This window comes from Alteromonas ulvae (genome assembly GCF_048987005.1).
Taxonomy (GTDB): domain Bacteria; phylum Pseudomonadota; class Gammaproteobacteria; order Enterobacterales; family Alteromonadaceae; genus Alteromonas.
This window is the reverse complement of the sequence record NZ_CP185261.1, coordinates 1654052-1677314: the sequence shown is the minus strand read 5'-3', so window position 1 is coordinate 1677314 and position 23263 is coordinate 1654052. Positions and strand designations below refer to the sequence as shown.

20 protein-coding genes are annotated in these 23263 nt (G+C 44.5%); 8 read left to right on the top strand and 12 right to left on the bottom strand.

Going from position 1 to position 23263, the window contains the following annotated elements; all coding sequences use genetic code 11:
- Positions 1-298 precede the first annotated feature (298 nt).
- A complete protein-coding gene (locus tag ACOJR9_RS07300) occupies positions 299-478 on the top strand; it encodes a hypothetical protein (protein ID WP_420935646.1) in 180 nt (59 codons plus the stop codon).
- Here the strand turns inward: ACOJR9_RS07300 and ACOJR9_RS07295 are convergent.
- From ACOJR9_RS07295 to ACOJR9_RS07285, 3 genes are all read right to left on the bottom strand, one after another.
- Positions 475-1239 carry a leishmanolysin-related zinc metalloendopeptidase gene (locus ACOJR9_RS07295; RefSeq protein ID WP_420935645.1) on the bottom strand — a complete coding sequence of 255 codons (765 nt, stop codon included), beginning with the start codon at positions 1237-1239 and terminating at the stop codon, positions 475-477. The two genes, ACOJR9_RS07300 and ACOJR9_RS07295, sit on opposite strands and share 4 nt — an antisense overlap.
- Before the next feature lie 349 nt (positions 1240-1588).
- A complete protein-coding gene (locus ACOJR9_RS07290) occupies positions 1589-1765 on the bottom strand; it encodes a hypothetical protein (RefSeq protein ID WP_420935644.1) in 177 nt (58 codons plus the stop codon).
- On the bottom strand, positions 1765-3069 hold the full coding sequence (locus ACOJR9_RS07285) for an FAD-dependent monooxygenase (RefSeq protein WP_420935643.1): 1305 nt from the start codon (positions 3067-3069) through the stop codon (positions 1765-1767). The genes ACOJR9_RS07290 and ACOJR9_RS07285 overlap by 1 nt, the downstream gene beginning before the upstream one ends.
- Before the next feature lie 388 nt (positions 3070-3457).
- Here ACOJR9_RS07285 and miaB point away from each other — a divergent pair, with 388 nt between their 5' ends.
- The 5 genes from miaB to lnt all read left to right on the top strand — a co-directional run bounded on the left by miaB (position 3458) and on the right by lnt (position 9147).
- Complete coding sequence (miaB, locus tag ACOJR9_RS07280; RefSeq protein WP_420935642.1) at positions 3458-4891, top strand: tRNA (N6-isopentenyl adenosine(37)-C2)-methylthiotransferase MiaB; 1434 nt, start codon at positions 3458-3460, stop codon at positions 4889-4891.
- A 73-nt stretch (positions 4892-4964) separates the two neighbouring features.
- A complete protein-coding gene (locus ACOJR9_RS07275; protein WP_420935641.1) occupies positions 4965-6089 on the top strand; it encodes a PhoH family protein in 1125 nt (374 codons plus the stop codon).
- Positions 6086-6556 (top strand): rRNA maturation RNase YbeY, encoded by a 471-nt coding sequence (gene ybeY / locus ACOJR9_RS07270; protein WP_420935640.1) that lies wholly within the window; start codon positions 6086-6088, stop codon positions 6554-6556. The genes ACOJR9_RS07275 and ybeY overlap by 4 nt, the downstream gene beginning before the upstream one ends.
- A 152-nt stretch (positions 6557-6708) precedes the next feature.
- Entirely contained in the window at positions 6709-7566 is an 858-nt protein-coding gene (gene corC / locus ACOJR9_RS07265; RefSeq protein WP_420935639.1) for a CNNM family magnesium/cobalt transport protein CorC, read from the top strand.
- A gap of 81 nt (positions 7567-7647) precedes the next feature.
- Entirely contained in the window at positions 7648-9147 is a 1500-nt protein-coding gene (lnt, locus tag ACOJR9_RS07260; RefSeq protein WP_420936084.1) for an apolipoprotein N-acyltransferase, read from the top strand.
- Between the two features lie 98 nt (positions 9148-9245).
- On the opposite strand, the gene ACOJR9_RS07255 is transcribed toward lnt, so the two are convergent.
- Both ACOJR9_RS07255 and cphA read right to left on the bottom strand, forming a co-directional pair.
- On the bottom strand, positions 9246-11030 hold the full coding sequence (locus ACOJR9_RS07255) for a Mur ligase family protein (RefSeq protein ID WP_420935638.1): 1785 nt from the start codon (positions 11028-11030) through the stop codon (positions 9246-9248).
- Positions 11031-13859 carry a cyanophycin synthetase gene (cphA, locus tag ACOJR9_RS07250; RefSeq protein WP_420935637.1) on the bottom strand — a complete coding sequence of 943 codons (2829 nt, stop codon included), beginning with the start codon at positions 13857-13859 and terminating at the stop codon, positions 11031-11033.
- A gap of 190 nt (positions 13860-14049) precedes the next feature.
- Between cphA and ACOJR9_RS07245 the strand changes: the two genes are divergently transcribed.
- Entirely contained in the window at positions 14050-14739 is a 690-nt protein-coding gene (locus ACOJR9_RS07245; RefSeq protein WP_420935636.1) for a transposase, read from the top strand.
- Positions 14740-14836: 97 nt separating this feature from the next.
- Here the strand turns inward: ACOJR9_RS07245 and ACOJR9_RS07240 are convergent, their stop codons facing one another.
- The 4 genes from ACOJR9_RS07240 to ACOJR9_RS07225 all read right to left on the bottom strand — a co-directional run bounded on the left by ACOJR9_RS07240 (position 14837) and on the right by ACOJR9_RS07225 (position 20482).
- Positions 14837-15655 carry a cyanophycinase gene (locus ACOJR9_RS07240; protein WP_420935635.1) on the bottom strand — a complete coding sequence of 273 codons (819 nt, stop codon included), beginning with the start codon at positions 15653-15655 and terminating at the stop codon, positions 14837-14839.
- A gap of 5 nt (positions 15656-15660) precedes the next feature.
- A complete protein-coding gene (gene iadA / locus ACOJR9_RS07235) occupies positions 15661-16809 on the bottom strand; it encodes a beta-aspartyl-peptidase (RefSeq protein WP_420935634.1) in 1149 nt (382 codons plus the stop codon).
- Between the two features lie 323 nt (positions 16810-17132).
- Positions 17133-19274 (bottom strand): phosphate acetyltransferase, encoded by a 2142-nt coding sequence (pta, locus tag ACOJR9_RS07230; protein ID WP_420935633.1) that lies wholly within the window; start codon positions 19272-19274, stop codon positions 17133-17135.
- Between the two features lie 26 nt (positions 19275-19300).
- On the bottom strand, positions 19301-20482 hold the full coding sequence (locus ACOJR9_RS07225) for an acetate kinase (protein ID WP_420935632.1): 1182 nt from the start codon (positions 20480-20482) through the stop codon (positions 19301-19303).
- Positions 20483-21012: 530 nt separating this feature from the next.
- On the opposite strand from ACOJR9_RS07225, the gene ACOJR9_RS07220 reads away from it, so the two are divergent.
- Positions 21013-21456: an Hsp20 family protein gene (locus tag ACOJR9_RS07220; protein WP_420935631.1), complete on the top strand. Its 444-nt coding sequence runs from the start codon at positions 21013-21015 to the stop codon at positions 21454-21456.
- Positions 21457-21563: 107 nt separating this feature from the next.
- On the opposite strand, the gene ACOJR9_RS07215 is transcribed toward ACOJR9_RS07220, so the two are convergent.
- The 3 genes from ACOJR9_RS07215 to greA all read right to left on the bottom strand — a co-directional run bounded on the left by ACOJR9_RS07215 (position 21564) and on the right by greA (position 23256).
- On the bottom strand, positions 21564-21947 hold the full coding sequence (locus ACOJR9_RS07215; protein WP_420935630.1) for a DUF3224 domain-containing protein: 384 nt from the start codon (positions 21945-21947) through the stop codon (positions 21564-21566).
- Positions 21948-22121: 174 nt separating this feature from the next.
- Positions 22122-22667, bottom strand: a complete 546-nt coding sequence (locus ACOJR9_RS07210) for an NUDIX domain-containing protein (protein ID WP_420935629.1) — start codon at positions 22665-22667, stop codon at positions 22122-22124.
- A gap of 112 nt (positions 22668-22779) precedes the next feature.
- On the bottom strand, positions 22780-23256 hold the full coding sequence (gene greA / locus ACOJR9_RS07205) for a transcription elongation factor GreA (RefSeq protein ID WP_420935628.1): 477 nt from the start codon (positions 23254-23256) through the stop codon (positions 22780-22782).
- Positions 23257-23263: the final 7 nt, after the last annotated feature.

Below are 23263 nucleotides of genomic sequence, written 5' to 3'. Positions count from 1 at the left end.
GTAAAACACAGAGGATAGAAGATATTCAATACTAAAGTAGTAATAACATATGATAAAAATGAAGACGTGACTTTACCATCCTATTTATTGTGAACCACTTGCAGCCGTTCTTCATACAACACTAGGTATCATATGAGATTATGCCTCATAAAAAGTCACTCTATATGCGAACTTTTTTCGTGCAACATGATGCATCATTCGAAACTTTATAGAAACAGGAAAGCAAAATCACCGCCACCGTGCTGCATCACGAGAGAGGCACAGTGACGATTTATTTATAAATTAAAGAGAATTCGCCATGACCGACACTCAATCTTCCTTGCAGCTTTCGTGTTTGATTGAAGCCATTGCCTTAGCTAAACACGAACAATGCACCACACGCAACGAATTAAAAGCACTTTTAGAACAAAGAGGCTATCGAGATGAGGTGACGACGCAAACCATTGAGGATATTAATCCCAAGCTGTTTTTAAATTAGTACTTTTTTCGGCGAACTAGAAACGCGCCAGCTACCAACAAAAGTGTGAGAGTTGCGGGCGCGTTGGCCCCAATTATTCTTCCGTCATTAAGCCGTACTATATAGCCTATGTCTGCAAATGCTGCCAACGTAGTATTGCTCACTGTAGTAGAGCCCTCAAGAAATCCAGTCATTATGTCAGACCTTCCACCGGACCAGTTTTCATCCCAGTGACTATTTCTCGTTCCGACTCCGCTTACAATATCAACTGGTACGAACGTTGCGTCAGCATCAAATTCTTCTCGATACATTGCCAAAGCATATTTACCTAAGTACTCACCAGAATTTTGAACGTATAGATTATCAAAAAAATTCCAAATCGTACCAAAACCAATTACATGGGCCATTTCATGCACTATTACATCAAGCAGCGTACCTCTCGTTTCAAGCACGCCTAAGTCGGCAGTATCAAACTCCATAATGCCCTGTGTAACGTACACGCCCCCATCGTAGAACGTGCCCCTTCTTGGACCAGCTTGACCTAATATCCCGCCCCGCCCATCAATTGCAGGCGCTGTCGCGTTAATTTGCATGTTTACGTCTATGTTTTCTTGAGTGCCAATCAGGGCGGACTCCCAGAAATTCACGGCGTCATCAAATAAACTTTCTTGTGAAGAAGAGAGACCGCTTCTATCAACAACATCGATATTGATGAGGCCGGCATGTGACTTTACGAAGGGTATTAGCAGTAATAATATCGCTAAAATGTGAGAGTGCTTCATGACGTGCCCCAGTGACTTAGTTATTTTGTGAGGATGCAGGGTGCTAGCTTATTAAATAAACGTAGTTAATAACAGAGAAATAAGCAAAAAACGAACATATGAAAAACTGGCATTTTTCCAATTCATTTATCACACAACCCGGTGTCTACGCATATTCTACGTGTTATCTAGTAGCGCTTAATCATGGCGTTGTTCTTTGATTATGCTGTTTTGCAAAAAGGGCGCCAGAGCTTAAACCATCGCAATATTGCAAACTGAGAACAATAAAACTGAAAAAATGATTGATGAGGTGCTTTCCGATTTTACTACACAATGACTCTCATAACAGAATGGCCTTTAAACTAAATCATTACGAAAACGCTAACCTAAGTAACTGTGCCACTAAGAGTAATCCCATTAGCGGCCAAATCCACTTCGCCCACTTTGCTGCGTCATCGTTACTTATGCGCATTTTCGAGCGCTCTAAAAGTGGAACAACAATAACTAACGCCGCAAACAAAACTGCAAGTAAAATAAAAACTTCCATTAACGCATCCCTATAGCATATTTGAGCACTTCTTTTTTAATTGGCCCTGCGTGTTCGGCCACCGAAAGAAGCTTATTTCTTAACCACTTAATGGGGGCTATGTCGTTACTAAACAAGGTATAGAACCCATCCATTGCTGACATCATTACCACGTTGTCCCGTTTGCGCGGCTTCTCGTAATCGTTTTTCAACGCATTAAAAAAAACGGGGGACATTACATCATGGTGTTTGGCAGTTACCTCTAATAGGGCTTGAACGTCTCTGAAGCCGATATTCACTCCCTGCCCAGCAAGTGGATTAATGGTATGGGCAGCATCGCCGATTAATAGTACTCGTCCTTTCACATATTCACTGGCATGCATTCGAGTAAGCGGAAATACAGCCTTATCAATAATAGAGAAATCATTCTCGTTTTGAGTAAGTTCATCAGGAAAAGCGTCAACAACCTCGTTTTTTAACTGCGTGCTGTTAAGACCTTTCAGGCGTTTTAACTCATCAGGAGAGTTGTACCACACAAGCGATGCGTACTCCTCAAACATAGGCAAAAACGCTTTTGGCCCTGTTGGCGTAAACTGCTGCCAAGTGATAGCTTGGGTTTCCTTTGTCATTTTAACGGTAATGCCCATCGCTTGCTGGCCATATTGCCAACCTGACGTGCCAATACCGGCAAACTGACGAACTTGGGATTTTGCGCCATCTGCCCCAATAAGCCATTTAGCGTTAATTTTTGTGCTAGACGACAGCGTTACACACACACTCTGATTATTTATATTTATCCCCCTCGTAAATTCTTCGCCACTTTTAGGCTTATCAACAGAGCCTTCAACGGCTGCATCACTCGTTTGGGTGATGGCTGCTGTATTGCTTGATGGAGTTGGAGGGTTTATTGATGACAGCGAAATGTTATCTACTTGGTCGTTAAAAATAACAGTTACGTTATCGTATTGAGCTAGGGCCTGATGACAGCCGAGCTGCAACAGGCGATTTTCGACAAAGTAACCCAATTGGGGTACGTCGATACTTTTTGCAGTAAAATCGGTTCGGTGTTTGGGGTTGTCCCACACGCTTAAGCCCACGTAGGGTTTTAAGCGCATATTTTCAATATTCTCCCAGGCACCCAATGCTTTCAATAAGATTACCGATGCTTCACTAATGGCCGAAACCCGCAGGTCTGGGCCTTGCTCTGGCTCAAAAGTCAGAGGCTGATTGGGCTCTATTACTACCACGCGGTAATGTTGCTGCGCTAGCCCAAGGGCTAATGCAGCGCCCACCATACCGCCGCCATTAATGCAAAAATCGTACATTCGTACTCCGTGGTAACTATTATTCTAAGTGGTATCGATCATTCTAAATTGTGTGCAGAATATAAAATACCCGCGGGTAACACAAATTAAGCGCATGTTAAAAGGAGTCGCCTACTGCCTTGTCTTTACCCCAAATGGCCATAGAAACGGCATTCATATTCGATAATACCAGCAGTGCGCCATGAGCAAAGCGAGCCGATGAAATTAATTAATCGGTAATCATCGTAATGCGCTGGGAATATAGCTGCATAACAGGTAAAATATGCGGCTATTTTGAACATCCTCAACGTAACTGCGTTGTGTGAAGCGGCAATATACCCTATTGCTTGTAGCGTTTTTTATTCTTCACCAGCCACTTACCAACTTAACAGGTTAACGAATAGTTGTTATGACTAAAAAGCTGTATATCAAAACCTGGGGCTGCCAGATGAACGAGTACGACTCGGATAAAATGGCAGACTTACTAGACTCTACGCATGGCTACACCGCGGCAGACACTGCTGAAGAAGCCGATATCATTTTGCTTAACACGTGTTCAATCCGCGAAAAAGCGCAGGAAAAAGTATTCCATCAGCTTGGTCGTTGGAAAAACCTAAAGCAAGATAAGCCTGAGCTTATTATTGGTGTAGGCGGTTGTGTTGCATCACAAGAAGGCGACACCATTCGTCAACGTGCCCCATTTGTCGATCTTGTTTTTGGTCCGCAAACCTTGCATCGCCTGCCTGAAATGATCAACCAGCTTCAAGGTGGCGCTAAATCGGTTATAGATATCAGCTTTCCTGAAATCGAGAAATTTGACCGCCTACCAGAGCCTCGTGCTGAGGGCCCCACTGCGTTCGTTTCCATTATGGAAGGCTGTTCTAAGTACTGCACATTTTGCGTAGTGCCGTACACTCGCGGTGAGGAAGTAAGCCGCCCGGTGGATGATGTGCTGCTTGAAATTGCGCAACTTGCTGGTCAAGGGGTTCGTGAAGTTAACTTGTTAGGGCAAAACGTAAACGCCTACCGAGGCGATCACTACGATGGCACGGTTTGCCGTTTCTCTGAGTTATTGGAGCTGGTTGCTGCTATCGATGGAATCGACCGAATTCGTTATACCACGTCACACCCGGTTGAGTTTACTGACGATATTATCGATGCTTATGCTGGCATTCCAGAGTTGGTTGATCACTTGCACCTTCCAGTTCAAAGTGGCTCAGATCGTATTTTGAATTTGATGAAGCGTGGTCATACTGCGTTAGAGTACAAATCGAAAATGCGTAAGCTTAAGAAGATTCGCCCGAACATAAGCTTGTCGAGCGACTTTATTATTGGCTTTCCTGGCGAAACCGATGCTGACTTTGAAGCGACCATGGATTTGATTCAAGCAGTAGATTACGATTTAAGCTTCAGCTTTATTTACAGCGCTCGTCCTGGTACGCCAGCAGCGGATGCCGTCGATGACGTTAGCGACGAAACCAAAAAGCAGCGTTTACACCTGCTACAGCAACGTATTACGCAACAGGCCTTGCGCATTGCCCGACATATGGTGGGTACTGAGCAACGCATTTTGGTTGAAGGCCCATCTAAGAAAAACCCAATGGAGCTTTCTGGCCGTACTGAAAATAATCGTGTGGTAAATTTTGAAGGCACGCCAGATATGATTGGCGAGTTTGTAGATGTGAAAGTGGTAGATGTATTTACTAATTCACTGCGTGGTGAAGTTATTCGCAGAGAAAGCGAAATGGGCTTGCGCGTAGCCGTATCACCTCAAGCGATTCTGGCAAAACATAAATCAGAACTGCCTAACGAATTAGGCGTAGGTCAATTTAATCCAGCCTAAGACATTAGTCACAACGGTATGGCGCAAATTTACAATATTGAAGATAAAAGCGTAAAGCGAGGAAAACAGAAGTTTGAGTACATTGGTAAGTAATGAATTTGAGTTAGAACCGGCAGATAGTAAACGTTTGTCGAGTTTATGTGGACCGTTTGATGACAACATCAAGCAGATAGAGCGTAGGTTGGGTGTTGAAATAACATACCGAAATAACGCGTTCAAGGTGCTAGGAGAGCCACAGCAAACAAATAGTGCTGCCGAATTACTGAAACTTCTGTACGTCGAAACCCAGCCTATCAAAGGCCGTATTCCCGACCTTGACGCTGAGCAAGTGCATCTGGCCATTCAAGAAGCGCGGGTGATAGAAAAAGACGCAACAGGCGGCTACGGCAAAGAAGTTAACATCAAAACAAAGCGCGGCGTCATAAAGCCACGTAACCCTAACCAAGCGCAATACGTTGCCAATATCGTCAATCACGATATTACCTTTGGTATTGGCCCTGCCGGTACGGGTAAAACCTACCTTGCCGTGGCAGCTGCGGTGGATGCCTTAGAGCGACAAGAAGTGCGACGTATTCTTCTAACTCGCCCTGCGGTTGAAGCAGGTGAAAAACTCGGCTTTTTACCTGGCGATCTATCTCAGAAGGTAGACCCCTACCTGCGCCCACTCTACGATGCGCTGTTTGAAATGCTGGGCTTTGAAAAAGTCGAAAAGTTGATGGAGCGCGCTGTTATTGAAGTCGCACCTTTAGCCTACATGCGTGGGCGAACCCTCAACGACGCATTTATTATTCTAGATGAAAGCCAAAACACCACGGTAGAACAAATGAAAATGTTCTTAACACGTATTGGCTTTAATTCGAAAGCCGTCATTACCGGTGATATTACTCAGGTAGATTTACCGCGAGGCGCAAAATCTGGCCTTCGTCATGCCATTGAAGTATTGAGTGACGTTGACGATATTTCGTTTAACTTCTTTAGTGCCGATGACGTAGTTCGCCATCCGGTAGTTGCTCGCATTGTTCGTGCGTATGAAGAACATGACGCCGAGCAAGAGCGCATTCGCAAGCAAAAGAAAGAAGAGGCATTGCGACAGCAGCAGCTACAAAATGGCTCGACGCACCCTAACTCTGCTAATACCGCCGTAGATAGTACCGGCACAAACAACAGTAATAGCGCCAACAGTAAAAGTAACTCGTGACCGCTATCATTGATTACCAAAATGTGTATGAAGGCGAAGAGGAAATAGCTAACGCTATTCCCTCTGCCGATAGCCTTACCCTGTGGGCGAATGCGGTTTTATCTGCAGAAGGCTTACACGAACAAGAGGTTACCATTCGCTTTACTGATGAGACGGAGAGCCAGCAGTTAAACAGTGACTATCGGCAAAAAAATAAACCGACCAATGTGCTCTCTTTTCCTTTTGAAGCCCCCCCTAGTATAGAGATTAATTTGCTAGGCGATTTGGTCATTTGTGCGCCAGTTATCAGCAGAGAAGCCAGTGAGCAGAAAAAGGCGGTTGAGCATCATTATGCCCACATGACCGTTCACGGCATATTGCATTTACTTGGCTATGACCATATTACAGAAGATGAAGCCTATTTGATGGAAAGCAAAGAGATAGATATTCTTTCTAAATTAGGCATTACAAACCCTTATGAAATTTAATCGAAACACGGATAAAGACTGATCTACGCTTGAGAATTATTTTCTGCAAGTATGTGGATTAACAAGCGATTTCAAATTTAAAATAATAAAGCATTGACGACTAACGGGAAGCATTTTAACGTTGGCGTTGAACAAACTATAAAATGGATATTATGAGCGACGACAATCCCCACTCTACCAACGGCTCATCAGGCAAGAGTTGGTTAGATAAACTAAAAAATTCGATTTCTGGCGAGCCGAAAAATAGGCAAGAGTTGGTAGCAGTTATTACCGATGCGGAACTTAATGAAATAATTGACCCACAAACCCGAGAAATGATTGAAGGGGTAATTGGGGTAAACGAAATGCGCGTTAGAGATATCATGATCCCTCGTGCGCAAATGTCTACCATCGATGTCGAACAAAAAGTGGAAGAGTTTCTTCCTATTATGCTCGAATCTGCTCACTCTCGATTTCCCGTCATTAGCGAAGATAAAGACCATATTGAAGGAATTTTACTCGCCAAAGACCTTCTCGCTTTTGCGTTCAATACCGAAAAGAACTTTAATCTTCGCGATATCCTGCGACCAGCAGTCATTGTGCCTGAGAGCAAACGCGTAGATGTATTGCTAAAGGAGTTTAGGCAGCAGCGTTATCACATGGCTATAGTGGTAGACGAATACGGCGGTGTGTCTGGTCTTGTGACTATCGAAGATATTTTAGAAATTATTGTGGGTGAAATTGAAGACGAGTTCGATATTGAAGAAGACGGGACAGATGATATTCGCCCGCTGAACAAGTCGACCTACTCGGTAAAAGCACTTACGCCGGTAGACGATTTTAACGAATTTTTTGAAACCAGCTTTAGTGAAGAAGAAGCCGATACCATTGGCGGCATTGTGCTTAAAGCCTTTGGTCATATGCCTGAAACTGGTGAAGAAGTTACAATCAGCGATATTCACTTTAAAGTGACTAACTCTGATAAACGCCGTTTGATACAGTTGAAGATATCAGTGCCTTCTCTCGAATAGCCGTACTTTATTACCCGCTCGCAATCGAATAATTAAAAATATGGAGCCATGGTGCACAGAGCGCTTTGGCTGGAATATGCCATGCTAAAAAGCGTTACTCCCTACTTACTGCTTATTACAAGCGGCCTCAGCTTAACTCTAGCCTTCGCGCCTTTTTCAATGTGGCCTCTTACTATTTTAGCGTTAGCTATTGCCATACGTCAGCTCATTAAACTTAAGCACACACCGTTTTTCGCTGGCTGGTTGTTCGGTATGGGCTGGTTTGGCGCTGGTGTAAGTTGGGTTCACGTGAGCATTGCCGATTTTGGCGGGGTTCCACTCATTGCCTCAATAAGTTTAATGGCGTTGCTATGCAGCTATTTAGCGTTATATCCCGCCCTCGCTTTTAAACTTACTGCTAAATATTTTAGACCTCAGCTCTGGCCCTTAGCACTCCCCCTTTTATGGTTTTTGGCCGAATGGCTGCGCAGTTGGATGTTATCTGGTTTTCCGTGGCTTTCATTAGGATATAGCCAAGTAAACGGCCCATTAGCAGGCTTCGCACCTATTATCGGCGAAACGGGTATTACCGCTTTGCTTATTGTTAGTGCTGCGTCACTTGCTATCGTAAATAGTAAACAAACCCTCATTTCAGCATCGGTGATCACGCTAAGTTTATTTATCAGCGGCGCGTTATTGGGTCAACACACGTGGGTTAGCCCGTCTAAGACTTACTCAGTTTCAATGGTGCAGGGCAATATTCCACAAAGCCTGCGGTGGGTGCCCGAACAAGATGCATCTACCATGCAAACGTATTTAGACTTAACCGAAACGGTATGGAGCAGCGACCTGATTATTTGGCCCGAGGCGGCAGTGCCTAAGCTAGAGCCGCTAGCACAGCCTTATTTAACTCAGTTGAACGAGAGAGCCTTTGTAGAAAACGCAGCGCTTATCACTGGTATTGTTAACTTTAACTGGGAAACCGATGAGGCGTGGAATAATTTAATAGTACTTGGTAAGAAAACGCCAGGCGCGGTTTATCCAGACTATCAATACTTTCACAATAACCGATATGCCAAACACCATTTACTACCAGTCGGCGAGTTTGTCCCTTTTGAGGCGCTACTTCGCCCCCTTGCCCCTATTTTTGACTTGCCCATGTCGTCGTTCTCGCGAGGTGACTTTCAGCAGCAAAACTTGATCGCTAACGGTATAAAGCTGGCCCCTGCGATTTGCTTTGAAATTGCCTTTCCCCGCCAATTGACAGCCAACGTTTATCGCGATACCGATATGATTATTACCGTGAGTAATGATGCGTGGTTTGGTCAATCTCACGGCCCGGCTCAACACCTTCAAATAGCGCAGATGCGAGCGCTGGAGTTAGGCCGCCCTGTGCTTAGGGCAACTAACAACGGCATTACTGCATTTATTGACCACAAAGGGCGTATTGATGGAAGGCTTCCCCAATTTGAGTCGGCCAATATTAGTGCGACAGTCATTACCACCACAGGGTTTACGCCCTACTACCACCTGCAAGACTTCGGCGTTTTAGTGTTAGCACTTGTGTTATTTGTATACGCATGGCGCATGCGAAGTCACTGATAAGGCGAAAGACAGTTCAGCTAATAATCAGAGCGCTATGAGCTACAAAACGCTAGCGTTTTCTATATAGCAACTTGAAACATAAGCAATTCAAATCTTCAGGTTGACTCGATAAGCGCTTGAATAGCCTCGCGCTCGTCTAGGGCAAACAAGAGAATAAGCGAAGTTCCTTTTTTTTCTTCTTTGCTTTTTACATTACCAACCGCCTCTTTGGTGCTTGAGTCGCTAAGGGCAATCTTAGTGCCCTCTAAAGGGCTATTGGCTCGTTTAATGTGGGTTTTATTTACACCGTTTGCCAATAAATGTTGCTCCACAACATCGGATATTTCACCAAACTCACGACCTCTCAAATACTTTTCAAGTTCGGTTAGTATGTAGGTATCAGGCTGAATAGCTATAACCGCATCAGTTACGCTTGTTATATCAAGGTTTGATCTATCTCCAGCATGCCCAAACATTACCGTTACTTTGTTATAATCATTTTTTTGCTTTAGTCCCCGCGCCATATTAATCACGGCCTGCATGCCATGTGGGTTATGTGCAAAATCGACGATTACCGTAGTGTCGCCACGCCTGTGGATATTCGTTCTGCCAGGGTTATCAGACGCATTGCTTTCAAAGTCAACTAAGCCCTGACTAATCGCTTCGCTTTTTATTCCCATCGACTTACACAAGCCGACTACCCCAAGAGCATTTTCTATGTTGTGTAAGGCGGTCCCCTTTACCGTCATGGGTATTACATCAATTTGAGCAAGTGACTCTGCCTTTTCACCGTCAAAATAGACAATTTGGTTACTCTCTGTGTAAACGCAAACACGCCCATATTCTTTAGCCTCTAAAATTTTGGGGTTATCGGCGTGTTGACTAAACCAGCAAATAGACGTGCTGGAGCTATCTGCAAATTTTACCAAGCGCTCATCGTCTGCGTTCAAAACCAATGTGTCGCCTTCTGATATCGCTTTAGCCACCATCAATTTTACTTGGGCGATTTCATCCACTGTATTGATACCGTATTGACCTAAGTGGTCACTGGCTACGTTGGTAACTAAAGCCGCATTTGCATGGAAAACTGGCAGCCCACGACGCAATAAGCCACCCCGAGCAACTTCTAAGAACGCTATTTCAGTGCGGTTATCACGCAGTAGCATTCTAGCGCCACCTGGGCCTGAATAATCGCCCTCATCAATGATGTGATCGCCCACTTTAATGAAATCGGTAGAGGTAACTCCCGCGTTTATGTTGGCGGCCTTTGCAATTTGTGCAGCAAGTCTCACGCTAGTCGATTTACCGTTAGTACCCGTTATCAGAGCGAGAGGAATGTCGCTGAAAGTATTCCACTTAACATCACTATCTTGTGGAAATGAGTCTATAGGCCATGTTTGCGCAGTCTTACCCGTCCCCAAACTCACTTCATCATCATCGACTAAACATCGAACATTGTTGTCTTCGGCCGCTTTAACTAACGCAAGAAGTGCTGGTTTTTTTTCTTCACTAATAGCCGTTTGCAATTCATCAATACGGTTAGAAAGTGTAACTGGAGGTACCGTTTCAGATTGCAGCGAATAACGTTTACTGAAATCGAATACGCAGCATTCCCAGGCCAATTCAATAACATCGCAAGCACTATATAGTAGGTCGATTGGAGCACTAATTGACATACTTGCGCCTCCCTCATAAAAGCGCACGTATGTATTTTCATTCCACTTAAGCTGCTGCTGAATAAATTTAAGATGCTTTCGCCAACCATCTACTACTGTTTGAGGGTCTATTCCCTCTATAAAGACATCGATAATGGCGCCAGCATCGTTTGATAGGAGGTTTGGCCCCGTGAGGCGCCGAACTTCGTCTAATTCAAGCTTTAAAATTGTGTGCTGATCATTCATTTAGTCAGACTCTTCGTCGCGATCAACAACAATGTGCACACCACGTTCATCGTTTACAATCCGCTGGCCTTCTTGCAACTCAAATTTGTTTTCCACAGGCTGGTAAAGCTTATCAGGATAGTCTTGCGATGGTGTCAAGTTAGCTAGTGACTCGGCAGTTTGCGCTACACCATCATCGTTAAAGTGCACGATTTGCTTCCAGCATCGGGTAATGTTGTCACCCAATATTACAATTAAGTCGCCAGCGTGACACGAGGATAGCGCAGCCTCTATACTTTCTTCTTCGCTTGGAATAACTTGAATATCATTTTCGGCTACACCCTCTTCCATCAGGGTTTTCTTTAACAATTGAGGCACTTCATCAAAGCCTCGCCCTCGTCTGTCATCGTCTGCTTTACATACGAAGGTATCGAAGGTGGATGCCACTGATTTAGCAGACTCGATAATATCTTCATCACGACGGTCCCCTGGCATAGCGATAACTAAGCGACGCTTGCCTTTCACGTCTAGTCGCCCCGCTAAATCAGAAATAGTCTTAATGGCTGCCGGATTGTGAGCATAATCTAATATAACTTTGAAGGGATGTTCATCGAATATATTGAGTCGCCCAGGCGCTTGATAGAAAGAGGTATTAAATATGCGCAGACCCTGCCTAATATCTTCTAAGCTGGTGTCGAAGCTGAATGCTATTGCTGTTGCGAACATGGCATTTTGAACATTGTGTAACGCCTTGCCTTCAATGGTAGCCGGTATTAAGTGCGTCCAAAGAAGTGGAATGTGGGCGCCTTTGTCGTAAATGGTGATCATGTCACCATTAATGCCTTTTTCTAACACGACAGCCATACCGCCAAGGCGTATATGTTCGCGCACTAATCCGTGTCCTGGATCCATAGTAACGTAGCAAATTTGTTTGGCGCTACAAAACTCCGCCATCTGCAAACAGTGAATGTCGTCAGCGTTAAGTACAACACAGTCCTTTGCAACCTCAACCACTACCCGTTTAATTTGCGCAAGTTGCTCAAGGGTATTGACCCCCCGTTGACCTAAATGGTCAGCGGTAATGTTTAAACAAGCTCCAACATCGCAGGTTTGATAACCAAGCCCGCGTTTTACAATACCGCCACGGGCCGTTTCCATAATTGCAAAGTCAACGCTGGGGTCGCGCAATACTATTTGTGCCGATGTAGGGCCTGTCATGTCTCCTTTGACTGTGAGGTGGCCATCAATATACACGCCGTCAGTAGAGGTCATTCCCGTTGTATAACCCGCGGCTTTCATAATGCTGGCGAGCATACGAGAGGTAGTCGTTTTACCGTTTGTACCTGTAATGGCAGCCACTGGAATACGCGAGCTTTTTCCTACAGGAAATAGCATATCCATCACTTTGCCAGCTACGTCTCTTGGCTTGCCTTCACTTGGCGCAACATGCATTCTAAAACCAGGTGCAGCATTACATTCACAAATACCGCCGCCAATTTCTTTATATGAACGGCTAATATCTTCGGTTAAGAAGTCCACACCGCCGATATCAAGACCGATTGCCCTGATAGCGCGAATTGCCATATCACGATTATCTGGGTGTACGACATCAGTTACATCAATGGCAGTACCGCCGGTTGATAAGTTTGCCGTAGAACGCAAGAAAAACGCTTCTCCTGCCTCCAACACTGTATCTTCGGTGTATTCAGCATCTTCCATTAAGCGCATAGCTTGGTTATCTAACTCTAAACGAGTAAGCACCTTCTCGTGCCCTACACCGCGTCGAGGATCAAGATTCACAATGTCGATTAATTCTGAAATAGTGTGCTTACCATCACCCACTACATGGCCGGGAACGCGCTTGGCTACCGCAACCAATTCATTGTTGACCACCAACATTCGATGATCATAGCCAGTCAAGTAGCTTTCCACTAGCACTGCTCTGCTGGTGCCGTGCTGCTGCGCTTCATTAAACGCAACTTGAACCTCTTCGTCGGTGGTTAAGTTAATACTTACGCCACGCCCATGATTCGCATTTAATGGTTTTAACACTACTGGGAAGCCAATACGGCGAGCGGCTTTTGTAGCTTGGCTCTCACTATAAACCATGAGTTGCTGAGGCACAGGTAAACCGAGGTCATTCAACAAATTGTGGGTGTCTTCTTTGTCGCAGGATATCTCAACAGCAATATGCTTTGTTTCACTGGTAATGGTCGCCTGAATTCGCTGTTGATGTTTACCATGACCAAACTGTACCAAACTGTAATTGTTAAGGCGAAGCCAAGGAATGTCACGGCTTTCAGCCGCCGCAACTAACGACGCTGTACTTGGCCCAAATTCTTTTCTTTGCGCCATTTTAATAAATGCAGTGAGTTCATCTTTAAAGTCAAAGTCATCCTCTATGTCAGCATTTATTGCTTGCTGTACTTCGCTAGGCATCAAATGCTTGAGAAGCTTTAACCCAAGTGCACCGGCTTCAATACCCACATCGCGCTGATGATATTGGTAAACAACATAGTAGCAGCCTTCATTTTCTAAACTGCGAGTTCGTCCAAAAGAAACGGCAGAACCAGCCAAATTTTGAAGCTCTATGGCTACGTGTTCCCAAATATGACCTATCCAAGTCCCTTCATCTTCGTTTAAACGACGAAGAAACCCACCTGACTCGCCATAGGAACACCCATGCTCTTGCAAGCTTGGAATAGCTTTAACTAATCCATCGATAAACTCTCGACCAAGCTTGACTGACGGCCACTTCTCTAATTCACCTATATCTATTTGATAACAAATAACGGGAAAATTAGCGTAAACATTAGGACCAACATACACATTCTGACTTAAAATCTTCATTACACCCAATTTCCCTTTTTTGATCCTCAAACTATTCACCTACATTACAGAATAATTGGGGTCAGATCCAAATTAACTGACATAAAGCAGCCATAAATGGGGTCAGAACCAAATAAACCGTTACTACGTTCAGTTATGTTTCAAAAAGATCTAATTACACTTTTCATTTTTGATAACTGATTGCACAAAAATGGCAAGAAAACCAAGAGTCTCCGTAGCAGGCGTGGCTGAACATGTTATTCAGCGTGGTAATAATCGGCAAATCATTTTTGCCCACAGCAGTGATATGAAAGCTTATGTGGTATGGCTTAAAGAGTATGCAGAAAAGTTTGAAGTAAACATTCATTCTTGGGTGTTAATGACAAACCACGTTCATTTGCTTTGCACACCTAAGATTGAATTTGGTACTTCGCATATGATGCAAGCTCTGGGTCGTAAGTACGTGCTGTACTTTAATCGGCGCTATGAAAGAAGTGGTACGCTGTGGGAAGGCCGTTTTCGTTCGTCGCTAGTGGATAACGAACGTTATCTAATGCATTTGCACCGTTATATTGAGCTAAACCCAGTGAGAGCTGGCATGGTGACGAATCCTGCTGAATATACATGGTCTAGTTATCAAATAAATGCGTTAGGTAAGATAAGCTCACTCGCGAGTCCTCACCCACTATATTTACAATTGGGTAAAACGGATGTGCAACGCAGGGAAAGCTATCGAAAATTATTTGAAGAATCTTTAGATAGTAAATTGCTAGACGCTATTCGCAATGCGGCGAATCAAGGTTTAGCGCTAGGTAGCGATGTATTTATCAAAGATGTTGAAAAGATAACTGGAAAGCGAGTAAGTCGAGGTAAGCCTGGACGCCCCAGGCTTAATAGATGAAGCTTGCTGTACCTTAAAAAAGGGCGAAATAAATGGCGTTCTGACCCCGTTTATTTCGTTGCAAAACAGCGTAAAGTAAATCGTGTTCTGACCCCATTTATGCGATGGAAGCTTTTCTGTCGGTGATGTTATAGCGAGCGCCTGAGGCAAGAATATGCACTTTAAGGTTGAGCAGTGTCAGTGCATCGCCAGTGCGGGCTTCTGCCATAGATGAGTATTCTATGTTGCTGGGGTCGACAACTGTGATGGCGCCACTTCCAACAACCGTAAACTCATTGTCTGGGTTAATAAATGCCGCTGTGTCTTCGTCAAGACCAACGCCAATGAGGAATGGGTTGTACGAAACCGCTGATAATAATCGAGACAAGCGATTACGCTGGTTAAAGTGTTGATCTAACACAATAGTGTTGATAAGTCCCATGCCAGGCGCAAGATTAACGCCATCTTCAGTAGGCACAATACCCGTGTTGCCACCAGTAATCATATGCTGAGAGACAATAGCCGCACCTGCCGAAGTACCAGCGTAATGCACGCCCTGCGCATTTAGCTGCCGAATGGTTTTGGCAATAGGAGTACCACCCAAAATAGTCGATAAGCGAAGCTGATTACCACCGGTAACAAAAATGCCCGTACTTTTTTCCAGGGTTTTAACGTATTCTTCGTTTTGCGCGTCTACACGCTCAGAAATAGGCAGTGAATAGGCTTTTTTGACGCCTATTTCTTCAAATATTTTCTGATAACGAGTGCCGGTATCGTCCAATTGAGACGCTGTGGGTATGATCGTTATCACCGCATCCTTGCCGCCGCAAAGCTCCACAAATTTCGCTAAAATTTCTGGGTTATCAATTTTTTCTTCCGCACCACCAATCGGGATTACATATCCACGTTGGGTGCCATCAATAGTTGGAGAGGGCATAATATTTACTCGAATGTGCCTTTTTTAATTTGCTGTTTGTGCTTAACGTGTAATTGCCCAAGGGCCATTACATGCTCAATTCTATTCTGTTTATCAAAAATAAGTATATCGGCATCAGCACCAACGGCTATGCGCCCCTTATTATGAAAATTCATTAGTTGAGCAACGTTTTGGGTAAAAAATGGCAAAAAGCGAGACACCTCTTCCCCGTTATCAATAAGCTCGTAAAAAACATTTGTCATAGATTGTGAATCAGCAAAATCCATTTTCGCTAAACTACCATCGGCGTGAAAATCGGGTAAGCACCCACCGCCGTCTGAACTGATAGTTAATTTATCTTGTGGTAAATCCTGCTGCATGTAGCGCAGCAATGCGTCTGCAGGGTCATAGCCAACATCGCCAGATTCAAACGCCGTCACATCTACCCAACACCCTTTCTTCGCTAAGTCGCATGCTTCTTCAAACAAAAACTTTTGGCGATTGATGTGTGTCGGGTTATACGTACGCGGCGGAATTTCGGCCTGTGATAAGGCGTCACGAATCAAGCCTAAGCCACGTTCTCCATCCCCTAAGTGCAAATGCAGCATTCCCGCTTTACCGGTCATGAGTCGGGCAACATGGGCCTGAGAGGCAATTTTAAGTAGTTCATTTAGCGTGGGCTGACTTGAGCGATGATCGCTTATCGCTAGTTCGCCAACACCCACTACAGGCTCTATAAATACGATGTCGGTTTGCACCGAGCCCGTAAGCGTTGTAGGCGGCAAATGATATCCACCAGTGTAACAATACGCTGAAAAGCCTTCTTCTCGCAATGCGTACACTTGAGCCACCAAAGATTCAGTGCTACGGGTAATATCATCCGTACCCAATAACCCTACGGCTGTGGTAACCCCTGCTCGGGTAAATTTGCTCAAAGGTACGGGCGGAACGCGAGTTGAAAAACCAGCTTCTCCACCACCGCCTGTTAAATGAGTATGACCGTCGATAAACCCTGGCGTTAGCATTGCGCCGTCTGCGTCAATAACTTCATGAGGAAGCTCCATCGCCGGTAACGTTTTACCCATATAAATGATTTTGCTGCCCGCACACACCAGATGGTTTATTCCCAATGCCTGTGGCGCAAACACGTTCGCGTTTTTGATAACGGTAATCACAGTGGCTAACTCGCGTTTTATATCGATGGATTCAACAAGGAGCGCATTATATCTTAAGCATGCACTTTAGCTAGCGCAGTTTCGCTTTTTTAAAATTCCCAGTCACTCTGGCTATCGCTGCCTTATTCATTGCGAATGCTGGTATAAAAGCACGGAAGTCAATGCCGGAGTAAAAGCGCCAAAATCAATAAGGGCCATTACCTGTAAAGGAATGGCCCTTATTAACATTTACTGTGTCTATTTCAGACTCTCATTTTTTACCTTAAACATATGCGCTAGACTTGTCCTACACATATGCTTTGGGCGGGTATTTGAGCATTGCATTAGCTATTGCCTTCCGCCTGAATAGCCGTTAGTGCAATGGTAAATACAATGTCATCGACTAACGCACCGCGACTTAGGTCGTTCACTGGCTTACGCATGCCTTGCAGCATTGGGCCGATACAGACTAAATCAAAACTACGCTGTACCGCTTTGTATGTAGTGTTTCCAGTGTTTAAATCGGGGAACACAAATACATTTGCTTTTCCTGCTACCGGGCTATTTGGTGCCTTGCTCTTACCAACGCTTTCAATGGCCGCCGCGTCGTACTGCAGTGGGCCGTCGATAAGAAGGTCTGGTCTCATCGATTGGGCAATCGCCGTTGCTTCCCGCACTTTTTCTACATCGCTTCCTGCGCCAGACGTGCCGGTACTATAGCTAATCATGGCCACTCTAGGCTCAATACCAAACATTTGCGCTGATGTTGCTGACTGTATGGCAATATCTGCCAGCTGCTGTGCGTTAGGGTCTGGGTTAATGGCGCAATCACCGTAAACCAACACCTGGTCGGGCAGCAGCATAAAGAATACTGACGACACTAACGAGGCATTTTCCGCCGTTTTAATTAACTGCAACGCAGGACGAATAGTATTGGCGGTAGTATTAACAGCCCCTGACACAAGCCCGTCAACATGGTCTTGCTGAAGCATCATTGTGCCAAGGGTCACGTTGTCTTGAAGTAATTCCTTGGCCACCACGTTAGTAACGCCTTTGTGCCCGCGAAGTGCCACAAGGCCTTCTACGTATTCGCCGCGAACCTGCTCAGGCGATAAAATCTCAACGCCATCGCTTAACACCACGCCCTGTTGCTCTGCTATACGTCGAATTTCGGTCTCATCACCTAATAATACGGGTCTTGCCAAGCCTCGGCTCGCACATATTGAGGCCGCAACAACGGTGCGAGGCTCATTACCCTCTGGCAGTACTATTCGCTTATTAACCTGTCTAGCACGGTTAGTAAGGTAATACCTAAATGCCGACGGTGACAGCTTACGCTGTCTGGATACTTTATCGGTAAGCGATGTTACCCATTCTGCATTTAAACTTTCAGCGGTATGCACCATCACTTTTTCGATGCGCTGACTATCGTCTACCGGCACTTCTTGATTAAATGCGTGCAAGTTCTGGGCGGTTTGCCATGTGTTAGTATTCACCAACATTACTGGCAACCCCGTTTCCATGGCTTGGCTACACAAAGCCGCTATGTTCTCATCGGGCTCATACCCGCCAGTAAGCAGCAACGCACCCAGCTTTGTACCATTTAATGCAGCAAGGCAGCACGACACAAAAACATCACTTCTATCGCCAGACAGCACCAATAATGCTCCCGGCTTTAACGCATGCGTCATGTTGTGAATTTCTCGTCCACAAAAGGTCACGCTGCTAAGTCGGCGTTTTGCTATGTCGCCCACATTAAGGGAAATGGCATTCAAATGCTTGGCAACATCAATGGCACGGGGAGACACCAACTCAGCACTCCAATCAACGTTTCCGAGCAGGCTTAACCCTTTTTTGAAAATGGGCAAATTTTTCAGCGCAGTTGAGCGAGCTTCATCGTGCTCTGGCTTATCTACAACACCTATGTCTGCGCGTAAACGACCGTGCTCATCAAACGGCGCATTAACTTTGTTGAAAATACACCCTATTACCTTCTGACTTTTATGCCCGCCATAGGTATCCACCACAATTTCTAGTCTGTGGTTAATATCAACCGTATCGTCGTTACCGGGCACCGCCACAAACACAATATCGGCATCCAGTGCGCGGCTGATTGCTAAGTTTAATCGCTCTGCGTAAGGGTGGTGCCTGGTCGTGACCAAACCTTCTATTACCGTTACCGCATCTTGCTCGCAGTTATTTTCAAAACGTTCGATAATGTCTTCTAACAACTCGTCAGTATTATCGTTGCTGATCATTCGCTCAACATAGTCGAGAGTAAACGGCGTAATTGGCGTTACGCTAGCGTGATGGGCGATAATAGCGGTCGAACGCTCTTCTCCTTTATCACCGCGGCGAGGCTGTGCCACAGGTTTGAAGAAGTTGAGCTTAATACCCTGCTCTTCAATAGCGCGAACAAGACCCATGCTGACTGTGGTAAGCCCAACGCTTGAACCAACTGGGATCAGCATAATTTTACGAGACATAATTTCTCCTGCTGTTTAAGGCAATTTTAAGCGAACGTGGCCGCTTCGGCGGCAATCATCCACTCTTCATTCGTGGGTACAACAAAAACGATCTTTTGTGATGAGGAAGCAGTTATCTCGCCTCCCTTGCCAAACCGTGCGTCGAGATTCTTTTGTTGGTCAATTGCAACGCCCATATGCGCGAAATAACCCATTGTGGTTTCTCGGATAAGTGAGGAATTTTCACCAATACCGCCAGTGAACACAATGGCATCTAAAGAAGGCACTGCGATGAGGTAGCTGGCAATATATTTGGCTAAACGATAGCAGAAAATTTCAATAGCAAGCTTTGCTCCCTCATGGCCCTTATGTGCTTCCTCTTCCAACGTTCTGCAATCGTTACTCAGCTCTGATATGCCTAACAAGCCAGACTGCTTATTTAATAAATCGCTAATTTCATCGGCGGTTTTACCTAATTTTTTCTGAAGCGTTCCTGGAAGACTAGGGTCTACATCGCCACAACGGGTGCCCATCACTAGCCCTTCTAGGGGAATAAACCCCATACTTGTATCAACAGCCTGGCCTTTTTCAATTGCTGCCACGCTGCAACCGTTTCCTAAGTGAGCGCTGATCACACTTGTCTCTTCAACCGGCTTATTTAGAAGCGATGCCGTGCTATCGAGAATAAATTTATGGCTGGTGCCGTGAAAACCATATCGACGTATTCCATGGTCTTTGTAGAGGTACATAGGGAGCGCGTAGATGAACGCTTTCTGCGGCATGGTTTGAAAAAACGAGGTATCAAATACGCATACATGAGGTAAGTTAGGGTACGCTTTTTGCGCCGTAACAACACCCTTCAAATTCGCTAAATTATGAAGGGGCGCCATACTCGCATAATCTTCAACTGCCGCAAGTACTTCCTCATTAACCAATGCAGCCTGCTTAAATTTTTCACCGCCATGTACCACGCGGTGCCCTACCGCAACAGGTTTAACCCCTGTATCTTCAATGATTGTTGAAATAGCATTAAGCGCCTCGGTATGGCCTGCATTGCCACTTAATGAAAACGACGTTTTTTTGCCATTTAATTGGTAAGTGATGCTTGCATCAAGATTTTCTAAGCTTTCTGCTAAACCAGACAAGCCGGCCTCTCCCGTGTCAGCGTCAATAATGGCAAACTTAACGGAAGAACTACCACAATTTAAAACAACAACTTCTTTTTTCATGAATTTATTCGTACACAAGTTAAACAGTGAATGTGTCAGAATAGTAGCATTTATAGTCAACGACGTTGGTTAATGGTTTGCTAAATGTTTTATACGATGTGTCACAAACCTTTCATTTTGATAAACAAATTCACTTAACACTCAACGATTGATGTACTTCATTAACTCTCCAAGTGAACATCAAAGTTTGTGGGAATAAAGCGTGAATGAAGGTGTTGACATAGCGCGTACATGAGAGCGCTTGTGTAAAAGCGCCTATAATAGCTCAATTAAGATATCTCTAGCAGAGTAAACAATCCCCCAGCACAGAACCAGAAAAAATCTGCAACAAGTTAAAATATAGCGATTTAAAATCAGCAACTTAGAAAATTTATCGCTCTTTATCTAAAATAAATTCATTTTTTTTCTTGAAAAGCATTTGCCTAATCCCATATCTGTTATGTCAGCGCTGAAGGTTCAGGTTGACAACACTGCCGCCGCATGTCGGGGCATCATTTTTTTACATATTGCTTTATTTTAAGGATATGACTATGCGTAATATCGATCTATCTCCACTATACCGTTCATTCATTGGCTCAGACCACCTTGCATCACTTGTAGACGCCGCAGCGCGTTCTGAAAAGCAAAGTACTTACCCTCCTTACAATATTGAGTTGCTAAGTGACGACAAGTACCGCGTTACCATGGCCATTGCCGGCTTTAGTAAAGACGACGTGACCATTCAAGTTGAAGAAAACACGCTTACCATTACTGGCAATAAAAAACCGGACAGTAATGAAAACAGTGAACGAAAGTATCTTCACAAAGGAATTTCTGAACGTAACTTTGAACGAAAATTCCAACTAGGTGATCATGTAAAAGTGTTAGCCGCTGATATGGAGAACGGCCTCCTACATATCGATATGGAGCGAGTCATTCCTGAAGCGAAGAAGCCACGAACCATTGAAATTGGTTCTCGACTACTAGAGAACTAACATTAAATCTGTGTGTTTCCCTGTTTTAAACGGCGCTGTGTGGGCGCCGTTTTTTATGCGTAATATAAAAGCAGTAATTGCACTTCTCAGTAAAAGCAGTAAGTGCTTCACTCTGTAAATGAATAGTTCGCTTTACCAGACTCAGCGGAGGTGAAGTGCCCAGTAAGATTCACGCCGGAAAGCTCTCCAGTCGCAGTCTCCGCTACAACGTTGAACGCACTACGCGCAACGCCGTCTTCAAACGAACCATCGTGTTTAAACGTAACGGTGCCTCGTCGCCCGTCGATCACGCCAATAAACTCCTCAAAGCCAACAAAACATGCGCTATCACCCGTTTTATAGCTCATGATGAACTCAACGTGACCTTCTCCTTTCATATCACCCTCGTAGGCTTGAACAACACTGGCATGCACGGTTTTTACCTGGTTACACTTTTCCTTTATTACTTCTTCGTTCCATTGTGTAATGGTAAATACGCCTTCACCGTTCATGGTTTACTCTCTTGATAGTTAACTACTCACCATATTATTAAAAAAAGTTAATAAAAAGCAATATTGAACTTGTTACCAAGAGTAACCGAAAGATTAAAATTACTTTTTACCTCATTGCTGCACCAGCGAGAACCCGAACTGTGAACATGTCGCGCATTGAAAGTACTTACATGTCTAATAAGAAATAAAACCTTTAAGCGTAGCCAACCCAAATGCATTACAACTAGACGCATCTTGAATTTCGCCGTCAATAATTTTGTTTTTAAAGTCATCGATAGGCATTTTTAATACTTTAAGATCTTCTTCCTCGCAGTCGAGCTCTTGCTCTCCCTGACTCAACTCAGAGGCGACAAAGATGTGGTAGCCTTGATTGCAGAAACCATAGGCAAGGTATTGAAAACCGACATATTCCATTTTGCCTGCTCTAAGGCCTGTTTCTTCTTTTAACTCGCCAGCAGCAAGTGTAAGCGGTGATGCATCGGGGTTGTCTTCCCATGCTCCTTGAGGAAATTCTATTTGTCTTTTACCAATGGTGTATCGATACTGTTCCACCAAGTAAACATCACCCTTATCAATGGGAATAATAATCGCAAAGTCAGGCTTTTCTACCACCCCGTAAATGCCCTCTTTACCACTGGAGCGTAAAATTTTATCTTCTCTTAATGTGAGCCATTTGTTCTGGTATACCACTTTGCTGTCTAGCGTTTCTATATCTTTCATAAAGCTCCCTGCATAAGCATGGAATAAGAAATGACTGGCAAAAACAAAAACGCCGAGCTTCAGCTCGGCGTTTTACATTATTTGATACGACTTGGGTAACGCTAAGCTGGCGCTAAATGTATTCTACTTCAATGATTTCAACTTCAACGCTACCAGCGGGCGTTTGAATGTTGACTGTATCATCCAATTCTTTACCAATTAGTCCGCGAGCTATGGGGGAATTGACTGAGATAAGGTTATTTTTTATATCAGCTTCATCGTCACCCACAATGCGATATGTCGTTTCTTCTCCGCTGTCTACATTAAGGATAGTTACTGTCGTACCGAAGATAACTTTGCCCGTATTTTCCATTTTAGTAACATCGATGATTTGCGCGTTCGACAGCTTACCTTCAATGTCTTGAATACGGCCTTCGCAGAAACTCTGTTGCTCTCTTGCAGCATGATACTCAGCGTTTTCTTTCAAGTCGCCGTGCTCACGTGCATCTGCAATGTCTGCGATGATACGAGGACGTGTCTTGGTTTTAAGTTCGTTTAGCTCATCGCGCAGCATTTGGGCGCCATGCGCGGTCATTGGGTACTGGCTCATAAATACA